Consider the following 19,220-nt stretch of genomic DNA (forward strand, 5'->3'; position numbering starts at 1 on the left):
AAAGAAACATGGCTATTGCAGGTAATATCAGCGAGAAAGAGCTCTATGATGCGATTCTCGCCTTTGATGAAAGCGAGGAGGCGCAGGACTTCTATTACAAGATAATGGATACGCCTACCGGTCGAAAAAACAAAAGCGGAAGTGATGAAACAGTAAGGGATAGGATTTTAAAGGCCTATGCAATGCTGTTCTGCGAAGAAGCGGGGCTGGCGCCCGGTGAAAAGGCGGGAGTTGATGAGGTTGCCGATACGGCTGACAGGCTCTATATTGGTTCTCTTGGCTATGATCCACAGCACTGGTACCGGATGAAATATCATTTTCCGGTGATTGACGAGGACAACTACGACAGATTTGCAGCACTTGTTCTTTCCGATATGAATGCGGGACCTTTACACGATGCGGCATTAAATGATGGCGAAACACTGGTGGTTGGAGAGGCAGATCCTCTTCATATGACTGCAGAGCAGAGGAAGAGCCAGAGTGTAAAATCGGTTTCAATGACATTGGGGGGTCAGTGATGAACATATTAGCTGTGGATGAGGACAAGGAGTCCCTGAAAAAAATAAAGAAGATTATTGAGACAGTGTCTCCGGATGCGACGCTGTTTTCAAGTGACAGTTCGCTGGCCGCACTCGCTACGGCTCGTGAGACGGAGATGGATGTAGTGGTTTTGGAGACAGAAATGTCTGAACTTGGGGGAATAGATCTTGGCGGATATTTAAAGGAGCTTAATCCCTATATCAATCTTATCTATCTGACTAAGCACACAGAACAGGCCTATGAAGCCATGAAGCTTCATGCCAGCGGATATATCAAAAAGCCGGGCACTAAGGATCAGGTGAAGAGTGAGCTCGAATCCCTCAGATACCCTGAGATACGAAAGAAATATAAGAGAGTTTTTGCTCAGACTTTTGGCAATTTTGAGTTATTTGTTGACGGGGAACCTGTTGAATTCAAATACAAAAGAACCAAAGAGATAGTAGCGCTTCTCATAAATAACAAGGGTGCGCAGACTACAAATGGAGAAATAATCGCATCCCTTTGGGAGGATGACGGAGATCCCGAAAAGAAGCTGTCCTACCTGTGTAACCTTCGTCAGGACCTTCAGAACACCTTCAAGAAGCTTAAGCTTGACGGAATTATCCTGAAACAGCGAGGAAGCCTTGCCATAGCAAAGGACAGGATTGAATGTGACCTCTATGACTGGCTTGAAAAGAAGAAGGATTCCAAGTATAAGTACATGGGCGACTATATGAACCAGTACAGTTGGTGCGAGTTCTTCCATGCAGAGCTCGATGAGATAAGCTATGACATGGAAGAGGATGAGTAAAAACTGATTAATCCTGTAAAATTGCGGAGAGTTTTCCGTTTGACAGAATCGACAGATGCTGCGTTGCGCGAGACATTGCTGTATAGAGGCAGTGTCTGCCGGATTCGTCATCGGGATACGACTCCGAATCGGCGTCGGGCAGAATTACATGGTCGAATTCCAGACCTTTGGCAAGCGCAAGCTCCAAAAGAAAAGCACCACTTTTAGGCAGGGCATCGTGCCCTGTTATTATTTGCGGAGAATTATCCTTTAGCATAGCTGAAATTTGTTCAAGCCTATATTCGTTTCTGCAGATTATGGCCGTAAGGCCTTCTTTTTTTTCATATTCACTGATAAGAGCTGTCAGTTCTTTCAGGTATTCCTTATCCGAACTGCATACCTTCACCGAAACCGGCTCGCCGGGGCGTTTTACGGAGGAAATCATCATCTTTTTCTCCGGAGGCAGAATGGAAGCGAACATATCGGTGATCTCAGGTGAGCTTCGATAGCTCGTCATGAGAGGAAGCTCTGTGAAGCGCTTTTTATCTGCTTCTGCCATCTCCTTAAGCTCGGCAAAAGTAACCGTACCTTCACGAATTGCCTGGAATTCATCTCCAAGGAGCATGAAGCGGGCATTCGGGAAATACTTTGCAAAGACCATCATCTGTGCCCTTGTGTAATCCTGCACCTCATCAACCATAACATAACGCATGTTACGATCGCATATGCCGGTAAGTTCCATCCTTGTATAGAGCCATTCTGCGGCTGTTACACGGGTTTTGCCCAGGATGCGTCTCGCAACATGGAGGGCGTTTACCCACCTGCAGCGTCTGATATTGGAGAGTGCTCCTCCAAAATCGTTCTCTGCGCGGTTATCCTCTGCCTGATCGGACTTTGCCATGCTTCCGGAGGCATTTTCGTTATCATTTTTTTCAAGGTGGCGAAGAGAGTTCTTGACCTTGTGCTCAAGTTCATCGGATACGGTCTGGATAAGGCGTATTCCCATGGGGAATTTCCTGAATTTATTTACTACGGACAGGACTTCCTTTTTGGACATAACAAGATTGCCCTTGTGCGTTATTTCATAAAAATCCGCAGCCTCGGGCGTCAGTGTCGGAAGTACGTCGTGTATCTTCTGAAGATTCTCCGCCTCAGTGTAATCGTATTCATCATCGGAAAAAGGAACATGCACCATCTGAAGAAATTCGCGCCAGGTAAGCGTCAGAGGGTTTGTCTCGCCCATATCCGGGAGAACATTGTCAATATACTCACGAAATACCGGGTTCAGTGTCATAAGGCACACCTGGTCGGGGCGGAGAGTGTTTCTTTTTTGATAGAACAGATACGCAATTCTCTGCAGCAAAACAGAGGTCTTTCCGCTTCCGGCGATACCGTTTACAAGGAGCACGGGCACATCGGGATAGCGGATGACGGTATTTTGTTCCTTCTGAATGGTTGCAGTAATAGCCTGCATCTTGTCGGAGTGCGTCTGGGAGAGCGACTGCAGGAGCATGGGATCCTCAATCGCAATCTGCGTATCAAAATAGGCCAGAAGCTTATTTTTATGCAGATCAAACTGGCGACGAAGCTGCAGATCAACAGGGATTTCCCTGTCTTCAACGGTGTAGTGAGTGTGGCCGCTCTCCTGATTGTAGTAAACCTCGGCAATGGGAGATCTCCAGTCAACAACCATCTGGTCATAGCCGTTTTCGGAGATGGCAGCACGGCCTATGTAATAGTTTTCAGGTTCCTCGGATGGATCAAACTGCAGCTGGATTTTTGCAAAATAAGGAGACTCAAGGAGCTTGTTCACGCTTGTGAGACGATTTCCAAGAGAATTGCTCTCTACGTTGTAAGTATCGATATAGCGGTTCCATACCTCGATCTCGGCCAGGGTTTCCATCGTGGTCTCGATGTCCGCGTAATCGAAACGTATGTTATCGCGGATATCATTCTTGTCGTCCAGCGCCTTTTCATCGAGGGCTGCGATCTGCTCCTCGAGGTCGTTTTTCATCTTGAGAAGCTTGTCGTAGGTCTCCTGTAAATGCTGTTGTTCTTTGTCAAAAATCTCTTTTTCCATTCGTGTTACCTTTAAAATTCATTCAAAATTCTTTATATTTCTGTTTTCGCCTTTTCAATTGCGGCTATTATTTTATCACAAAAAGTGTCAAATTCCGGATCTTCCTCGTATTCCTCAGGATGAGAGAGGACGTAATCAACTGCCAGACGAACTCCCTTATGGAAGGGAATAGTGGTAGTCATTTGCGGAACGAGTCTTTTTAGCTTGCTGTTGTCAAAAACAACTGATACGGCCTTGTCTCCGAGAAGACTTCCTTCGAAATCCATATCGTATTTTTCACCTACATCACTTAAGAAATCGGATGAAACATGGTAAGCCTTTAGTTTTACTCCGAGAGCATCCGCGATAGTCTGATATATCTGATCCCAGCTAAGGACTTCGTCACCTGTTATCTGGAAAGCCTCGCCTATGGCATGTCTGTTGCCCATGAGACCGGTAAAGCCGATCGCGAAATCGCTGTTAAAGGTAACAGCCCACAGAGATGATCCGTCGCCCTGAATTATGACGGGTTTTCCCTGCTGCATGCGCTTTATAACCTGGTAGAATCCTTTTTTGCCATGCACACCGAGCGGAATATGTCTCTCGTCGTAGGTGTGGCTGGGCCTTACTATGGTTACGGGGAAGCCCTCTTCGCGGTATTTTTTCATGAGAAATTCTTCGCAGGCGATCTTGTTTCTGGAGTATTCCCAATACGGATTCGCCAGAGTTGTTCCTTCGGTTATGATATAGCCTGCTGCGGGTTTATTGTAGGCAGAAGCAGAGCTGATGAAGATGTACTGCTTTGTTTTATCCTTAAAGAGTCTGTAGTCTCGCTCCACGGCCTTCACATCAAAGGCGATGAAATCGCTTACCACATCGAAATCCATGCCGGAGAGCTTCTCTGCGACATCGCTTTCATTATATATATCAGCTGTTATTTGTTTTACTGAAGAAGGGACATCGCCCTTGCGATTTCCCCTGTTTAAGAGGTATACCTCCCATTGAGGATCCTCCGACAGTCTTCTTACTATTCCCATACTGATGGTACCCGTACCACCGATAAAAAGTGCTTTCATGCTGTAACCCTCCTTTTTATTCATATGAATAGTATAAAACATTTTTGAGGAAAACAAAAAATAATTACCGAATGACAAAATATTTATAGTTTTATGATTGGCATAGTGGTTAAATAACAACTAACGTTTCTATGAAAGGTGGACTTTAAAGTGAAGAATGCAGATAAAGACTGGCAGTTTCCAAGAACCAGACTTGAGTGGCTCTGGGATAACATGGAGGGATATAAGGCGCTGTATATCGTTTCCGTTGCCGGTACATTTTTATACAACATGATGCAGCTGACGGTTCCGTATTTTTCATCACAGATAGTAGACAAATTCCTCTCGGGACCTGAGGCGAGAGCCAATTTCAGTGCTCATTCCGATGAGTTTTACAGGCTTATTTTCATGATGATATTCTTCACAATTCTAAGGTGTATCATCGTGTACGCGGATTGCGTGGGATACGAAGTGGTGTCCCAGGGAGTCCTTTTCAGAGTGCGAAATTTCATTTATGACAAGATTCAGAGACAGGACATGAAGTTCTACAGCACCTACAGGACCGGTGACCTCATGACCAGAGTTACCGGTGATCTGGATGCCGTAAGGCACATGATCGCCTGGGTTGTGAGAATGCTGGTTGAGGCGTTTTCGCTTATTTTGGCCGTCGGAATCTATTTTGTGTTCATGAACTGGAAAATGGCGCTCTGTCTTCTCGCAGTAGCTCCGCTGATCTTCATTATAATAATGGCTTTTAAGCTGCAGGTTGCGCCTATGCATGCGCTCCTTAGGGAAAAACTGGCCAAAATGAACACAATGGCGCAGGAAAATATCTCCGGAAATCGCGTGGTTAAGGCTTTTGCCAGGGAAGACTATGAGATAGAGTCTTTTGATGAATGCAACAGGGACTACCGTGACACCAATAAGAAGACAGCTATGATCTGGCTTAGATATTTCCCGATAGTTGAAACCTTTGCAAACCTGCTTCCCATTATTCTGCTGCTAGTAGGCGGACTTTTCCTTATGGGCAATCAGATGACAATGGGTGAATATGTGGCTTTTTCCGGACTTATCTGGGCCATCGCCAATCCCATGAGACAGCTTGGAAATATCATGAACGAGTTCCAGAGATTTTCGGCGGCGTCTGTAAAGGTCATGGAAATCTACTACTCAGAGCCGGAGATTGTGGACAAGGAATACACGGCCCTTATGCCCAACAGATTTGAGGGCAAGGTCGAGTTCAGGGATGTGAGCTTCCAGTATTCGGACGGTAAGCTTCCTGTTTTGAAAAATATATCATTTACCGCTGAGCCGGGGCAGACTGTGGCCATTATGGGAGAGACGGGCTGCGGAAAAACATCGCTTATACATCTTATTCCCAGATTCTACGAACCGACGGGAGGCCGCGTGCTTGTTGACGGCGTGAATGTGCAGGATATTGCACTTCATCAGCTTCGAAGAAATATCGGACTTGCGACGCAGGATGTTTTGCTCTACTCAGACACTATTGATGGAAATATCGCCTACGGAGATCAGCTGCTAAGTAAAGAGGATGTCATGAAGTACGCGAAATATTCTCAGGCTTCCGATTTTATTGCAAAGATGCCTGAGGGCTATGAGACGATTGTCGGAGAGAGGGGAGTCGGATTGTCGGGCGGACAAAAGCAGAGAATTTCTCTTGCCAGAGCACTGGCGGTGAGACCCTCGATACTTATACTTGATGATACGACCTCGGCGGTTGATCTTGAGACCGAGAAGGCAATTCAGGATAGCTTGCGGGATCTTGATTTTAAATGTACGAAGATAATCATTGCCCAAAGAATATCCACGACAAAGGATGCGGATCAGATTCTAATCATGCAAAACGGTGAGATTACTGAGCGGGGCACACATGAGGAACTGATAAAACTTGGCGGATACTACGCGGAGCTTGTAAAGCTTCAGATGGGGGCATAACAGATGGCCAGAAATACATATAAACAGGATGAATTATTAGAGGAGCCTTTTGATATAAAGCATCTCCTTAGGGCATCGGGATATATTAAAAAGCATATTGGTGTGATGCTTGTGGCGTTTTTGCTGTCGGCGATTGCCGGGGTCACAGCCCTTGTGAATCCCGTTATTGTGCGTAATGCACTGGATGTGGCGATTCCTGACGGGAACAGAGTGCTGCTCTTTAGGCTGGTTATAATATCGGCTGCTTTGTATGCACTTAGCATCTTCTTTTCACTGGTGCGCTCAAAAATAATGGTTAATGTGAGCCAGGATATCATCTATCAGATAAGGAACGATCTGTTTGAGCACCTGCAAAAGCTTCCTTTTCAGTATTACGATGACAGACCGCACGGGAAAATACTGGTAAGGGTGGTCAATTACGTAAATTCGGTTTCGGACATGCTAAGTAACGGTCTTATCAATATCGTACTTGAGATTCTGAACCTCATATTTATTGTAATTTTCATGTTTTACGTCGATGTTCAGCTTAGTCTCGTGGTACTGGCGGGCGTTCCGGTGCTCATGATTTTCATGTTCTGGATCAAGAATAAGCAGCGCCGGGCATGGCAGATGGTTTCCAATAAAAACTCGAATCTGAATGCGTATCTTCAGGAAAATATCGTTGGTGCCAGAATTACACAGATATTCGCCAGAGAGGACGAAAATGCAAAGATTTTCAGGGACCTTTCGGATGACTGCAGAAAAACCTGGATGAAGGCCATATACTACAGTACATCAGTATGGCCCGGAATAGATACCATCTCGGTATTTGTAAGAGCAGCCATCTACTTCTTCGGACTTGTGATATTTGCAAACGGTCACCAGAGTCTCGGAACGATTGTTGCCATATCAAGCTATGCGTCCAGATTCTGGCAGCCGATCATGAACCTTGGAAACATTTTTAACGGCTTCATCAATAATATCGCGTATCTGGAGAGAATCTTTGAGACTATGGATGAGCCCGTGACTATTACGGATGAGCCCGGAGCAATCGAGCTTGCGCCTGTAACGGGCAGGGTAGAATTTCAGAATGTCTCATTTTCCTATGAAGAAGGAAAAGAAGTTCTGCATAATGTGTCCTTTACTGTGGAGCCCGGGGAATCCATCGCACTTGTGGGGCCAACCGGCGCAGGCAAGAGCACTATCGTAAGTCTTATATCGAGATTTTATAATGTTGATAGCGGCAGGATTCTTATCGACGGACAGGACATTTCCAAGGTGACATTAAAATCTCTCAGGGAACAGATGGGTATAATGCTGCAGGATAGCTTCATTTTCTCGGGAACTATCGAGGATAACATACGTTACGGAAAACTTGATGCATCTAAGGAAGAGATAATAAAAGCATCGAAGACTGTCTGTGCACACACATTTATCAGCGGCATGAGCCGGGGATATCGCACAGAGGTTAAGGAGAGAGGAGCACTTCTGTCTCAGGGGCAAAAACAGCTTATCTCCTTTGCGCGGACACTTATCTCGGATCCGAGAATTATGGTACTGGATGAGGCCACGTCCAGTATCGATGTTCAGACGGAAAAAGACCTTCAGAGAGGCTTGAATGCTATGCTGGCCGGCAGAACCAGCTTTATAATAGCGCACCGCTTATCGACCATTACAGGTTGTGACAAGATAATGTATATCAATGATGGCGGTATCACCGAGTGCGGTACACATGAGGAACTTATGAAGAAAAAGGGTGATTACTATCACCTGTATACGGCTCAGATACTCTCTGATGCCCGCCCTGCATAGGGCTATTTTGATGGAGTAGGATATTATGAAAAGTAACATAACAGATATGACGACAGGGAATCCGGCAAGACACATCCTGGTGTTTGCCCTCCCTACACTGATTGGAAACATTTTCCAGCAGATATATAATCTCGCCGATTCGATAATTGTCGGAAGATTTGTCGGAGCAGATGCATTTGCCGCTGTCGGTGCCACAAGCTCCATAACTTTCCTGTTTTTTGCGCTTTGCAACGGTATCGGAGGTGGCGGCGGTATTGTTGTGTCGCAGTATTACGGAGCCCACATAGACAGCAAGGTGAAAAAATGTATAGTTAACACAGGCCTTATTATGCTCTTGGTTCCGATATTTTTCGGAGCGCTGGGATTCCTTCTTGCACCTCATCTGCTTAAACTTCTGGGAACACCGGAGCTTATCATAGGAGATGCCATATTATATGTGCGCTTTATGTGTATCGGACTTTTGTTTGTATCCTTGTACAACTATTTGTCTTCAATGCTGCGTGCGCTCGGAGACTCCAGAACACCACTGTATTTCCTGATAATATCAACTGTTATAAATATCGTGCTTGATATTGTGTTTGTGTGCGTTTTCAGGCTTGGAATCAAAGGCGCGGCTCTTGCCACTGTTGTGGCGCAGTTTATTTCTGTGGTACTAAGTGCAATATATGCATACAAAACCAACAGATATTTCCGCTTTGAGAAGGAAGACTTCGAGATATCAATGCATATGACCTACAAGATTATTCGCCTTGGAGTGCCCATGTCGATCCAGTTCGGACTCATTGCGATTTCAGCCATGGCGGTTCAGCGAATAGTCAATTCCTACGGAACGACTGTAGTGGCAGCTTTTACAGCCACAAACAGGATAGAGCAGCTTATTCATCAGCCCTATGCAACGCTGGGAGCATCCCTTGCGACCTACAGCGGACAGAACTTCGGAGCAAAAAGAAACGACCGCGTCTATTCGGGTTACAAGAGCGGTCTTGTTATTATGGCCGTATTCACAGCTATTCTGGTATTTACAATGCAACTGTTCGGAAGAGCTATTTGCAGTATGTTTGTGACTGATACGGAGGTTATAACTCTTGGTGCTGACGGACTTAAGATTACAAGTCTGTTCTATCTTGCGCTCGGATTAATTTATGTTGTTCGCGGAGTCCTGACCGGCATAGGAGATGCGTTCTTCTCCCTGTTCAACGGTGTCATAGAGGTCATCGGAAGATTCACCATACCGCTCCTTCTGACCTCATACCTCGGCTTCGGAGCGACCGGTATCTGGCTTTCCTCCGGAATCGTCTGGCTTATCAGCGGCGTCACCGCCTGGCTCCGCTACTACACCTATTTCCAGAGAAAACGTCTCCACACCCACGCCAGCATCCAAACCACCTGAGGTAAATAACTTCGCACGGCAGCCCCCTTGGCCCGGCCCCAAACCATATGCTCAGATGAATCGTCATCTTGGCGAAATTCATCACGCTCTTTGTTTGTCATCATGCGTGGGGCAACATGTTTGAAAGATGTTTGCTTAAAGCCACTAACGTTCTTAAGACTTTTTGCTGCTATATCCATTCGCTTGAATTTTCTAATGCTCACGCAGATTTCTTTTATTGTGCATGCTCGCTATAATCGCTTTTTCAAAGCTCGCTATCTCGCATGCACTTAAAATCTGCCATGTGAGCATAAGAAAATTCAAAGCTCAGAATAAATTGCTAAAAAGTCTTAAGAACGTTAGTGGCTTTTGCAAACAGCCTTGAGTTTTGACCCACGTATGAATTAAAGAAAACAAAGAGCGTGATGAATGTTCTTCGCCAACTGACGATGAAAATGAGCATATGGTTTGGGCCCGGGCCATGGGGTCTGCCGTGCGAAGTTACTGCAGCAGTTTTAGGGAGTATTCGTAGGCGAAGAGGGCGTCCTTGTCATCGAGGCGTATGTCGAAGAGCTGTTTCATCTTGTCGAAGCGGTAGAAGAGGGTGGACTTGTGTATGAAAAGCGCATTTGCTGTGGCAGGTGCGCTTCTATTATTGTCGAAATAAGTTTCCAGAGTGCTGATGTAGTTCGTTCCGTGCTCCTCGTCATGTTTTTTCATGAACTTGATGGAGGGGTGGATTGAGGCACGGACCATTGATTCTTTGTTCGCGGAGCTAAGTATGTGTTTTAAGTAGTAATTACGGTAATAAATAATGGGTGATTCGTTAAAAACAGGGAGTCTCTGCGACAAAAGTCCCTGGCACTGGCTGAAATAGGCGGAGCTTTCACTCAATTTGTCATAAAGATAGCTTACGGTTCCTATCATGTGATTCATTGTAAGGAAGGTTTTCAGCCTCTTTTCAGTCTTTGGAGTCATGGCTTCCATTTTTGATGTGGAAACAAGAGTTATAAAACGGTTACCGAAGATACCGGTCACACTGTTTGAAAAGATGGTGGAAAGCTGCTGGATATAGATATGGTAAGCCATAAGCCTTCTGGAGGTGGCGGTAAAGCTGCTGGCAATGATGTAGTAGTATTCCTTCGGCTTTATTCCCAGAAGCGACAGCTGGTTCACAGCGGTTTCTTCATCATAGTGGCGCCCGAAAAGATCCCGCAGGAACATATCATATTTGATGCCCTGGGGATTTCGGTAACTGTCGTCCTTTTGCAGCTGTATTGATACCATCTGGGCGAGGGAGTGAATGAGGTCAAGATCACTTTCTGTGTGTTCGCGTTCATTACATCTTATGCAAATATAGCCCACAACTGCATGTTTTATTCTTATGCTTTCAAATATCCAGTCAAAATCGCTTTCTTCAAGCTTCACGGCGAAGGGATATACCGAGTGGTAGATTCTTTCGGTAACTTTCTTTTGTTCCATATCCTCGGAGTATTTAGCTTTGACGGATAGTCTGTTGTTCTTTATTTCCAGGTTCTTATCCTCGGAAACATCGGGGAAGGATGCCAGAATTCCATAACTACTGTCACAGACCACGACGGGATTATTGAGGTATTTGTATGCCGTCTGAAGGAGGGCGTCGATACCGTAGCCGTTGTGCAGGATACTGAAAAGACTTCGCTTTTGCACATCTATGTTTTGATATGCCAGAATTACATCCTCCATAAGGTTGTACAACTCTAATATGTTCAGCTCTTCTTCTATATAAAGGGAGTCCGAGGCAGGAGTGTTCTGACCGGTTCCTATGAAAAGGATATCGCCGTAAACCTCCGCCTTTCCAAAGGTTTTGTAATCTGCAAGATACAAAATATTCGGCATCAGATGCTCAATGTTGGCATCATTTTCGTTAAAAAAGCGTATTCCGTCAATTGAATGCCTTTTTTGATAGTTTCCATGCACTTTTAAATCGTACTTTTTCTCTATTGCATCCAGAATATCTGAAATATAAGCCATTTTACTGCTATCTCCCGTTTTTTAAGTAAATTTTCGTTGCATCCGACAAACGTCGGAAAAAGTATACATTATTTTGAGATTTTACTCAATGGCTGTTGGATGTAAAGGGAAACTCTGAATGATAAATTCTTAACTATCAGAGCGAATTCTGAATTAAAAGGAAAAAGGGAGAATTTTTATGAGTATCAAAGTAATGGGCGTTACAGCCGGAAGAAAGAACAGCAACAGTGAGATCCTTTTAAAGGAAGCACTCATTGCATGTGAGGAAGCCGGCGCAGAAGTAACTATGATCAATCTTAGGGATTACAACATTCTGGATTGTACCGGATGCACATCCTGCACCATCGGTATGTCACAGGGCAAGAACGTAGGATGCGTACTTGATGATAAGGACGATAAGAAAAAGATCATGGATGTCCTTCTTAGTCAGGATGCGGTTATCTATTCAGTTCCTACATATGATCTTATGCCATCCGCCAATTATCTGACATTTGCACAGAGAAGTCTTAGCTACGAGACAGCATTCCTTGAGACAATCGGTGCCATCGAGCACAGAGACAGGGTTGCAGGTCTTATCTCAGTAGGTGGATCAACAAGAGCATGGCAGTCAATGGCTCTCGAGGGACTTCAGGCAACAATGTTCACAACTGACATGAAGGTTGTAGACATGATCCTTGCAACAAGAGTTCCGGGCCCGGCACAGTGCCTGCTGGATGACGAGCTCATCGCAAGAGCACACAAGATGGGTGAGAACATCATCGAAGCTGTTAAGACTCCCGTAGAGGAGAGAAAATGGCTCGGCGACGAGAACATGGGATGGTGCCCGAACTGCCACTCAAATGCACTTGTTCTCGGTGAACCTCAGTGGGACGGCCTTCACTATCCTATCGAGTGCCAGGTTTGCGGCGCAGGCGGAAACCTCGAGCAGACAGAGGATGGCAAGTGGAAGTTTGTTATTCAGGAGGATGGCCTCTTGAAGGATCGTACAACTGTTGAGGGAAGAGCAAGACACCTTGAGGAGATCGGACATACTCAGGGCGGATTCTTCGGAAATCCCGAGAACAGAGAGATTGTAGGTAAAAAGATCATCAGATATAAAGAGAAGAATTTCAAGGGAATCTAATACTTTTCGGAGGATATGGCAATGAAAAAGAGTTTTAAATATCGCGCAGTGAATGCGCTTATTATGAACATTCCGATAGCACTTGCTATTTCACTTACAGCACAGCTGCTTGCGATTCACACGGTTATACCGCAGTTGCTTTTAATCAATTTCCTTATTGCTTATGTAGTGTCTTTTGTGGTTGGCGTGACACTTCCCTGTGTCGGATGGGGAATCGGATTTGCGAATTTCTGCAAGACAAAGCCGAATACACTTCCCTTTGGTCTTTGCATCAACGCAGTTGTGAACCTTACATATGTTGTGATCAACAGCCTGATTCTTACATATTTTAATGTGGTTATTCTGAATCATGCACCTATCATTGCATATTTTATCGGAATGGCAACGACATTCATTCCGATCTATATCGTCGGATACATTGTTTCCTTCCTTTGGAACCGTCCGGCAGAAAAAATGACAGAAAGTATTTGTGGCAACGAATAATTATTTGGAGGTAAGTAAAAATGAAACAGTTACAGTCAGATGTAATCGTAGTAGCAGCAGGCCTTTCAGGACTTGCAGCAAGTATTGCGGCAGCCGAGAACGGCGCAAGCGTAATCACTTTTGAGAAGTCATCCACCACAGGTGGTGCAGCAAACATGGGTATGGGCCCTCTCGGCGTAGGCTCCAGAATTCAGAAGGATCACATGATTGCTCTTACACCCGGTGAAGCTTTCAGAAAGCACATGTATTTCACTCACTATCGTGTAGACGCAAGAATGGTAAGAGATTACTACTTCAAGTCAGGTGACACAATCGACTGGCTCATGGATATGGGCGTTGAGTTCGTAGGCGTTCAGAGAGCATTCAGTGCTCCTGAGGCTACAAGAGCTTACTCAGACGGTGAGTTCACATGGCACGTTGTAAAGCCTGAGGATGGCGGAATGCCCGGCCCTCGCTGTGCAACAGCTATGACAAAGAAGATGACAGAGAGAGCAAAGGAACTTGGCGTAGACTTCCAGTTCGAGACTCCCGTTAAGAAGATCATCATGGAGGACGGCGCAGCTGTAGGTGTAATCGCAGTTGACAAGAACGGTGAAGAGATCGAAGCAAGAGCAAATGCAGTAATCATCTGCACAGGTGGTTTCGGTGATAACCCGGAGATGATCAAGGAGCAGACAGAGTTCGAGTATGGCAACACAATCTACAACTTCGCTGTTCCCGGAATGAAGGGCGATGGTATCAAGATGGCATGGGAAGCAGGCGCAGGCCACGAGCCTTGCATCATGGAGCTTATGTATCAGCTTCCCGACAACATGAACCACTTCATCCTTGACGGTGCTTTCCGTCAGCCTTGCCTCTGGGTAAACAGAAACGGACAGAGATTCATGCCCGAGGATCAGATTGCAAACACAACCTTCACAGGTAACGCAATCGCAGCACAGCCCGGCAAGGTTGCTTATTCAATCTTCGATAGCAAGATGCTTAAAAAGTATAAGAAAAAGGGTCCCGATATCGTTTCTCACGTACATCCTCATGATCTTTTCGATCACTTCGATGAGCAGTGGAACGCAGACCTTGCAAACGGTTATGAGCCTATCGTACAGGCAGATACAATCGAGGAGCTGGCTGAGAAGGCAGGCATCGATGTAGAGGGCCTTGTAGCACAGATTGAAGAGTACAACGAGATGTGCGCAAACGGCTTTGATGAGATCTTTGAGAAGGATCGTGCATATATGCAGCCCATCGAGAAGGCACCTTTCTATCTTTGCAGAGAGAACGTTGGTGCATACGGCTCACTCGGCGGCGTAAAGATCAACCACAAGACACAAGTTCTCACACAGGATGCAAAGGTTATTCCCGGCCTTTATGCAGCAGGAACAGATGCATGCAACATCTTCGGAGACAGCTATCCCTTCATCCTTTCAGGAAACACAATGGGATTCTGCCTTAACAGTGGACGTATCGCAGGTGAGAATGCATCAGCAGGTTCCGAGAACTTTGATGATTTTGAATAAAAACAGAGGTTACAGGTAGATGAAGATTTTTATTGACGGAAAAGAAATTGAGGCAAGAGAAGGCGCATCCGTTCTTGATGCCGCCCTTGAAGCAGGCGTTTTTATTCCGCACCTTTGCTCCCATCCTGATTTGGAAGCAAAGGGAGGTTGTCGCCTCTGCTCTGTTGAGATTGACGGAGTGGAGGGGGCTGTGCCCTCTTGTAAAACAACTGTGACTGATGGCATGAAGGTCACAGTAAATGGCCCTGAGGCCGAAAAGGTAAGAAAAACTGCCATGGAGCTGATTCTTGCCACTCATCCCGCTGATTGTACAGGATGTCCCAAGTACGGAAAATGTGAGCTTCAGTCAATGTATCAGTACATGGGAGTAAGCCCGGAGCGCTGGAGAAAGAAATCGAGAGCAGTTCCGAATGATGAGAGCAATCCGCTGATTTCGCATCTCTTCACAAGATGCGTAAGATGCGGACGCTGCATCAGAGCATGCCAGGATATGCGTGGTGTTAAGGTTCTTGATTACATCAAGACCGACATGGGTATCAGAGCGGGAATCCCGGAGGGCAAGTCCCTCAAGGAAGCCGGCTGCAGATTCTGCGGCGCATGTATTGAGGTTTGTCCCACAGGTTCAATTGTGGATGCATTCCATTTGATGAAACCCGAGAGAACCTATGATGAAAACGTTGTACCTTGCAGAAGTACCTGCCCTGCACACATCGATATTCCTGAGTATATAAGAGCTGTGAAGGAAGGCAATTTTGATAAGGCGACAGCCATTATTCGTGAAAAGGTGCCTTTCCCGGAGACTCTCGGATCTGTCTGCACAAGAAACTGCGAGAGCCAGTGTAAGAGAGGAGAGCTCAATTCTCCTGTATCTATCTGCAGACTTAAGAGAGCAGCTGCTACGAATGAGAGCGGTGAGTGGAAAAAGAACGTCAGAAAGGATGCTCCCACAGGCAAGAAGGTTGCCGTTATCGGAGCAGGCCCTTCCGGACTTACAGCTGCTTACTACCTTGCAAAGAAAGGCCACGAGGTCACTGTTTTTGAGAAAAATGAGAAGGCAGGCGGACAGTGTCGCTACGGCATCCCCGCATACAGACTTCCCGATGAGCTCTTAGACAGAGAGATTGATACGATTCTTGAAGCAGGAATTACCTTAAAGACAGGCGAAGCCTGTGAAGAGCCCGCAAAGCTTCTTCAGAGCGGTTTTGATGCGGTTCTGGTATCCATAGGAACACATCAGGGAACCAAGCTTCCGATCGAAGGAAATGACCTTGAGGGCGTATATGTGAATGCAGACTTCCTTAAGGCTGCAAGACAGGGCAATCCGCTTCCTGTTGGTGATAAGGTTATGGTTCTCGGCGGCGGTAACGTTGCTTATGACTGTGCCCGCACCGCAATCAGACAGGGTGCTAAGGAAGTGCACATAGCTTGTCTTGAGAATCTTCAGCAGATGACCTCCTCAGAGGAGGAGAGAATGGAAGGTGAGCAGGAAGGCGTAATCCTTCACGCAGCGCATTCCTTCCTTAGGATAACAGGTGATACCAAAGCCACCGGAGTAGAGATCCAGAAGGTAAACAAGTTCTACTTCGATGAAAACAGAAAGGCTATCATCGAGCTCGAAGAAGGTTCAAATCAGATAGTTGAGGTCGACAATGTAATCTTTGCTGTAGGTCAGAAGCCTGAGGGAACAGACAAGATGGGCGTTGAGCTGACACACGGACCTTACATTGCAGCTAAGGACAGTGCAACCAGTGTAGAAGGTGTATTTGCATCAGGCGACGTGGTTACAGGCACAAAGTCTGTTATTGAGGCTATCGCAGGCGGAAGAGATGCCGCTGTGGCAATCGATAAATTCCTTGGCGGAGACGGCGATATCAGCGAAGTTCTGGTGGAAAGACAGGCTCCCGAGAAATACATCGGACAGATTGAGGGCTTTGCGGATCTTACAAGAACTGAAGCTGAGGTTATGGAAGCAGACAAGAGAAAATGCAGTTTTGATGCGATTGAGAAACCTCTTACCTGCGACCAGGCTAAGTGCGAAGCCGGAAGATGTCTGCAGTGTGATCTTAGAACGACAATAACCAAGGTTAAGCTTTGGAACGAGTATTAAGGAGGAAAAGATGAGTAGCGCAGATAAGATCAAAGAATTAAAAGAAGATCAGTGCGTGGTTGATGTCCTTCTTAAGGAAGTCCAGAGCCATCCCTGCCAGAACTGTGGCAAATGTGTTTTTGGATACGAAGGAATCACACAGCTGGAGATGATCTTAAAAGATATTACCGAGAAGAAGGGACGAAGCGGGGACAAGGCTCTTATGGAAGACCTTGCCGAGATGATGAAAACCCAGTCCCTTTGCGAAGATGGCGAAGATATTGCAGATGCAGTAAAGGAGGCACTTGGCAGTTACGGAGAGATTTTTGATGAGCATATCTCCAAGAAGGGCTGCCGCGCAGGTGTCTGCAAGAAGTTCATGACTTACCATATCCTTGCAAGTAAGTGCGTAGGATGCGGCGAGTGTATGGATGTCTGCGAAGACGACGCAATTCTTGGAAAGAATAAGTTCGTTCACGTAATTGTTATGGATGAGTGTTCACTGTGCGGCAAGTGTATGGAGGCCTGTGACGAGGATGCAATAGTTATGGCAGGTGCCCAGAAGCCTAAGTGCCCCACAAAACCCATTCCATGTAAAAGATAATTAACGAGGTTAATAACATGAAAAAATTTGGAAATTATTCAAGAAGCGTGTCCATAATCGGTGTCGGTTGTACACCCTTTATGTACACCGTAGATAATGAAGAAACAAACGGCCTCACAGAAGGCGAATTGTTTGGATATGCCGCACTTAAGGCTATGGAAGATGCCGGAGTTAACCCTCAGGATGTTGATTTCTACTTCCACGGCTGTGCGAGCCCTTTGAACGGTTCAAACTACCTTACCCCCAACGTTCAGATCGCCAACTGGTTCGGAATGAAGGGCAAGGGATCCATTCACCACTCAGAGGCTTGCTGCACAGGCTATCTTGCAATTGAGCAGGCTGTAAATGCGGTTGCATCAGGAAAATATGACTGTGTTCTTACAGGTGCCGTTGAGTTCGGTGATTCTACACCGAGCCCTGCCGATAATGTTGAGACACCCAAGCACCCTTATAAACGTGACAAGATGACAATGGAGAAGTTCCTTAAGACTACTTCATGGCTCTATGACAGAACCTACACCAGAAGCCTTATGGCAGGTCAGGAGCTCATCTATGATGACGCTGCAGAGTGGTATGTCCGCACAAGAGGCATCTCTGCTGAGGATATGAATAACACACTCAATGCAATGTGTATAAATAACAGACGTAATGCATCTGTAAACCCGCTTGCTATCGAGAGAACAACCTATGAGGAGCTCGCTGAAAAAGCCGGCATGACTCTTGATGAATACATGAACTCACCCTACAACCCGAAGATGGGTGATTTCCTCAGAGCAGGCGGACTTGAGCTTAAGTGCGACGGTGCTGCAGCATGTATCGTATGTGCTACAGAAAAGATTCCGGAAATTGCAAAGAACTTAAAGCATAAGCCCATCGAAGTTCTCGGAATCGGAAGTGCTGCCTGTGAGGCAACAACACCTCACTTCGAGGTTCGCGCAACAGAGGAAGCAGTAAAGCAGGTTTATGAGTCAACAGGACTTTCAGGAGACGATCTTGATCTGTTCTTTGCAAATGACTTCATCATCACATCTCACCTTGTATCTGCTGAGATCGCAGGATACCTTCCCTACGGCGAAGGCTGGAAGTACATCTGCGACGGACGTACTGCATGGGACGGTGACAAGCCGATCAACTCAAACGGCGGAAGAACCTCCTTCGGACACGCTCACGCAGCATCCGGACTTGCAGATATGTACGAGGCATGCAAGCAGATGTGGAATGAGTGCGGTGATCGCCAGGTTAAGAAACTGCCGAAAACAACAATGCTCCGTGGATACGGCGGTGCTCAGAACGTAGCCGCTATCATCATTCGGACAATGAATTAATAGGGAGGATGAGACCATGGCTATCAAATTAGAGAAAATAGTTGAGAAATTTTACACATCTTTGGAAGAAGGAAAAATTATGGGCCGTAAGTGCCCCAAGTGCGGACATGTTGAGTTCCCGCCCGTATATGCTTGTAACGAGTGCGGAAGCTATGAGACAGAGTGGTACGAGATAAGCGGAAAGGCTAAGCTTCACTCCATCGTACTTCCTGCAGCACTTTCCTCAAAGCCCGAATACAAGAAAATGGGCAAATTCGCATACGGCGAGGTCGAGCTCGAAGAGGGCACAAGACTTAACGCAGTTGTACGCGGAATCAGTAAAAAGAATCGTGAGGAGCTTTCCAAACAGCTTCCCCTCGATATACATGCAGCAATAATAGATCGTGACGGCGGCTTCAAGACCGTAATCTTCGATCTGGATGAGAAGTACCTCAGCTAAAGCCTTCCCCTTGGGGGCGCTCGACGTCCGGGGTTGCTACTCGTCCGGGGGACGAGTGCTTAGCAACGACCGGAGTGGAACGTAGACCGTCGGT

15 protein-coding genes are annotated in these 19,220 nt (G+C 46.1%); 12 read left to right on the forward strand and 3 right to left on the reverse strand.

Going from position 1 to position 19,220, the window contains the following annotated elements:
- The first annotated feature begins 8 nt into the window (after positions 1-8).
- Both G596_RS0107675 and G596_RS0107680 read left to right on the forward strand, forming a co-directional pair.
- On the forward strand, positions 9-518 hold the full coding sequence (locus G596_RS0107675) for a hypothetical protein (protein WP_022761255.1): 510 nt from the start codon (positions 9-11) through the stop codon (positions 516-518).
- Complete coding sequence (locus tag G596_RS0107680; RefSeq protein ID WP_022761256.1) at positions 518-1,330, forward strand: response regulator; 813 nt, start codon at positions 518-520, stop codon at positions 1,328-1,330. The genes G596_RS0107675 and G596_RS0107680 overlap by 1 nt, the downstream gene beginning before the upstream one ends.
- Positions 1,331-1,337: 7 nt before the next feature.
- On the opposite strand, the gene G596_RS0107685 is transcribed toward G596_RS0107680, so the two are convergent.
- Together G596_RS0107685 and G596_RS0107690 are read right to left on the reverse strand one after the other, a co-directional pair.
- Positions 1,338-3,389, reverse strand: coding sequence for a HelD family protein (locus G596_RS0107685; RefSeq protein ID WP_022761257.1), 2,052 nt, complete (start codon positions 3,387-3,389; stop codon positions 1,338-1,340).
- A gap of 32 nt (positions 3,390-3,421) precedes the next feature.
- Positions 3,422-4,444: an NAD-dependent epimerase/dehydratase family protein gene (locus G596_RS0107690; RefSeq protein WP_022761258.1), complete on the reverse strand. Its 1,023-nt coding sequence runs from the start codon at positions 4,442-4,444 to the stop codon at positions 3,422-3,424.
- Positions 4,445-4,594: 150 nt separating this feature from the next.
- Between G596_RS0107690 and G596_RS0107695 the strand changes: the two genes are divergently transcribed.
- The 3 genes from G596_RS0107695 to G596_RS0107705 are packed head-to-tail and all read left to right on the forward strand — an operon-like array spanning position 4,595 to position 9,560.
- Positions 4,595-6,379 (forward strand): ABC transporter ATP-binding protein, encoded by a 1,785-nt coding sequence (locus G596_RS0107695; RefSeq protein ID WP_022761259.1) that lies wholly within the window; start codon positions 4,595-4,597, stop codon positions 6,377-6,379.
- Between the two features lie 3 nt (positions 6,380-6,382).
- A complete protein-coding gene (locus G596_RS0107700) occupies positions 6,383-8,170 on the forward strand; it encodes an ABC transporter ATP-binding protein (protein ID WP_022761260.1) in 1,788 nt (595 codons plus the stop codon).
- Positions 8,171-8,195: 25 nt separating this feature from the next.
- A complete protein-coding gene (locus G596_RS0107705) occupies positions 8,196-9,560 on the forward strand; it encodes an MATE family efflux transporter (protein ID WP_022761261.1) in 1,365 nt (454 codons plus the stop codon).
- Positions 9,561-10,040: 480 nt separating this feature from the next.
- On the opposite strand, the gene G596_RS0107710 is transcribed toward G596_RS0107705, so the two are convergent.
- Entirely contained in the window at positions 10,041-11,552 is a 1,512-nt protein-coding gene (locus tag G596_RS0107710) for a PucR family transcriptional regulator (protein WP_022761262.1), read from the reverse strand.
- Between the two features lie 178 nt (positions 11,553-11,730).
- On the opposite strand from G596_RS0107710, the gene G596_RS0107715 reads away from it, so the two are divergent.
- The 7 genes from G596_RS0107715 to G596_RS0107745 are packed head-to-tail and all read left to right on the forward strand — an operon-like array spanning position 11,731 to position 19,126.
- On the forward strand, positions 11,731-12,675 hold the full coding sequence (locus tag G596_RS0107715) for a flavodoxin family protein (protein ID WP_022761263.1): 945 nt from the start codon (positions 11,731-11,733) through the stop codon (positions 12,673-12,675).
- Positions 12,676-12,696: 21 nt separating this feature from the next.
- On the forward strand, positions 12,697-13,158 hold the full coding sequence (locus G596_RS0107720; RefSeq protein ID WP_022761264.1) for a hypothetical protein: 462 nt from the start codon (positions 12,697-12,699) through the stop codon (positions 13,156-13,158).
- Between the two features lie 20 nt (positions 13,159-13,178).
- On the forward strand, positions 13,179-14,672 hold the full coding sequence (locus tag G596_RS0107725) for an FAD-dependent oxidoreductase (RefSeq protein ID WP_022761265.1): 1,494 nt from the start codon (positions 13,179-13,181) through the stop codon (positions 14,670-14,672).
- 19 nt (positions 14,673-14,691) lie between these two features.
- Positions 14,692-16,779 carry an FAD-dependent oxidoreductase gene (locus G596_RS0107730; protein ID WP_022761266.1) on the forward strand — a complete coding sequence of 696 codons (2,088 nt, stop codon included), beginning with the start codon at positions 14,692-14,694 and terminating at the stop codon, positions 16,777-16,779.
- Positions 16,780-16,789: 10 nt separating this feature from the next.
- Complete coding sequence (locus G596_RS0107735) at positions 16,790-17,362, forward strand: NADH-ubiquinone oxidoreductase-F iron-sulfur binding region domain-containing protein (protein WP_022761267.1); 573 nt, start codon at positions 16,790-16,792, stop codon at positions 17,360-17,362.
- A 17-nt stretch (positions 17,363-17,379) separates the two neighbouring features.
- A complete protein-coding gene (locus tag G596_RS0107740) occupies positions 17,380-18,687 on the forward strand; it encodes a thiolase family protein (protein ID WP_022761268.1) in 1,308 nt (435 codons plus the stop codon).
- A gap of 16 nt (positions 18,688-18,703) precedes the next feature.
- Entirely contained in the window at positions 18,704-19,126 is a 423-nt protein-coding gene (locus G596_RS0107745) for a Zn-ribbon domain-containing OB-fold protein (protein WP_022761269.1), read from the forward strand.
- Positions 19,127-19,220 lie beyond the last annotated feature (94 nt).

Origin of the sequence: Butyrivibrio sp. AD3002 (assembly GCF_000420905.1) — a bacterium.
In the GTDB taxonomy this organism is placed as follows: Bacteria; Bacillota; Clostridia; order Lachnospirales; family Lachnospiraceae; genus Butyrivibrio.

Excerpts from the sequence above, each read along its gene's own strand:
- G596_RS0107730 (WP_022761266.1), top strand. The coding sequence starts at position 14,692 with ATGAAGATTTTTATTGACGGAAAAGAAATTGAGGCAAGAGAAGGCGCA.
- G596_RS0107680 (WP_022761256.1), top strand. The coding sequence starts at position 518 with ATGAACATATTAGCTGTGGATGAGGACAAGGAGTCCCTGAAAAAAATA.
- G596_RS0107720 (WP_022761264.1), top strand. The coding sequence starts at position 12,697 with ATGAAAAAGAGTTTTAAATATCGCGCAGTGAATGCGCTTATTATGAAC.
- G596_RS0107725 (WP_022761265.1), top strand. The coding sequence starts at position 13,179 with ATGAAACAGTTACAGTCAGATGTAATCGTAGTAGCAGCAGGCCTTTCA.
- G596_RS0107710 (WP_022761262.1), bottom strand. The coding sequence starts at position 11,552 with ATGGCTTATATTTCAGATATTCTGGATGCAATAGAGAAAAAGTACGAT.
- G596_RS0107700 (WP_022761260.1), top strand. The coding sequence starts at position 6,383 with ATGGCCAGAAATACATATAAACAGGATGAATTATTAGAGGAGCCTTTT.
- G596_RS0107715 (WP_022761263.1), top strand. The coding sequence starts at position 11,731 with ATGAGTATCAAAGTAATGGGCGTTACAGCCGGAAGAAAGAACAGCAAC.
- G596_RS0107740 (WP_022761268.1), top strand. The coding sequence starts at position 17,380 with ATGAAAAAATTTGGAAATTATTCAAGAAGCGTGTCCATAATCGGTGTC.
- G596_RS0107705 (WP_022761261.1), top strand. The coding sequence starts at position 8,196 with ATGAAAAGTAACATAACAGATATGACGACAGGGAATCCGGCAAGACAC.
- G596_RS0107685 (WP_022761257.1), bottom strand. The coding sequence starts at position 3,389 with ATGGAAAAAGAGATTTTTGACAAAGAACAACAGCATTTACAGGAGACC.
- G596_RS0107745 (WP_022761269.1), top strand. The coding sequence starts at position 18,704 with ATGGCTATCAAATTAGAGAAAATAGTTGAGAAATTTTACACATCTTTG.
- G596_RS0107675 (WP_022761255.1), top strand. The coding sequence starts at position 9 with ATGGCTATTGCAGGTAATATCAGCGAGAAAGAGCTCTATGATGCGATT.
- G596_RS0107735 (WP_022761267.1), top strand. The coding sequence starts at position 16,790 with ATGAGTAGCGCAGATAAGATCAAAGAATTAAAAGAAGATCAGTGCGTG.
- G596_RS0107690 (WP_022761258.1), bottom strand. The coding sequence starts at position 4,444 with ATGAAAGCACTTTTTATCGGTGGTACGGGTACCATCAGTATGGGAATA.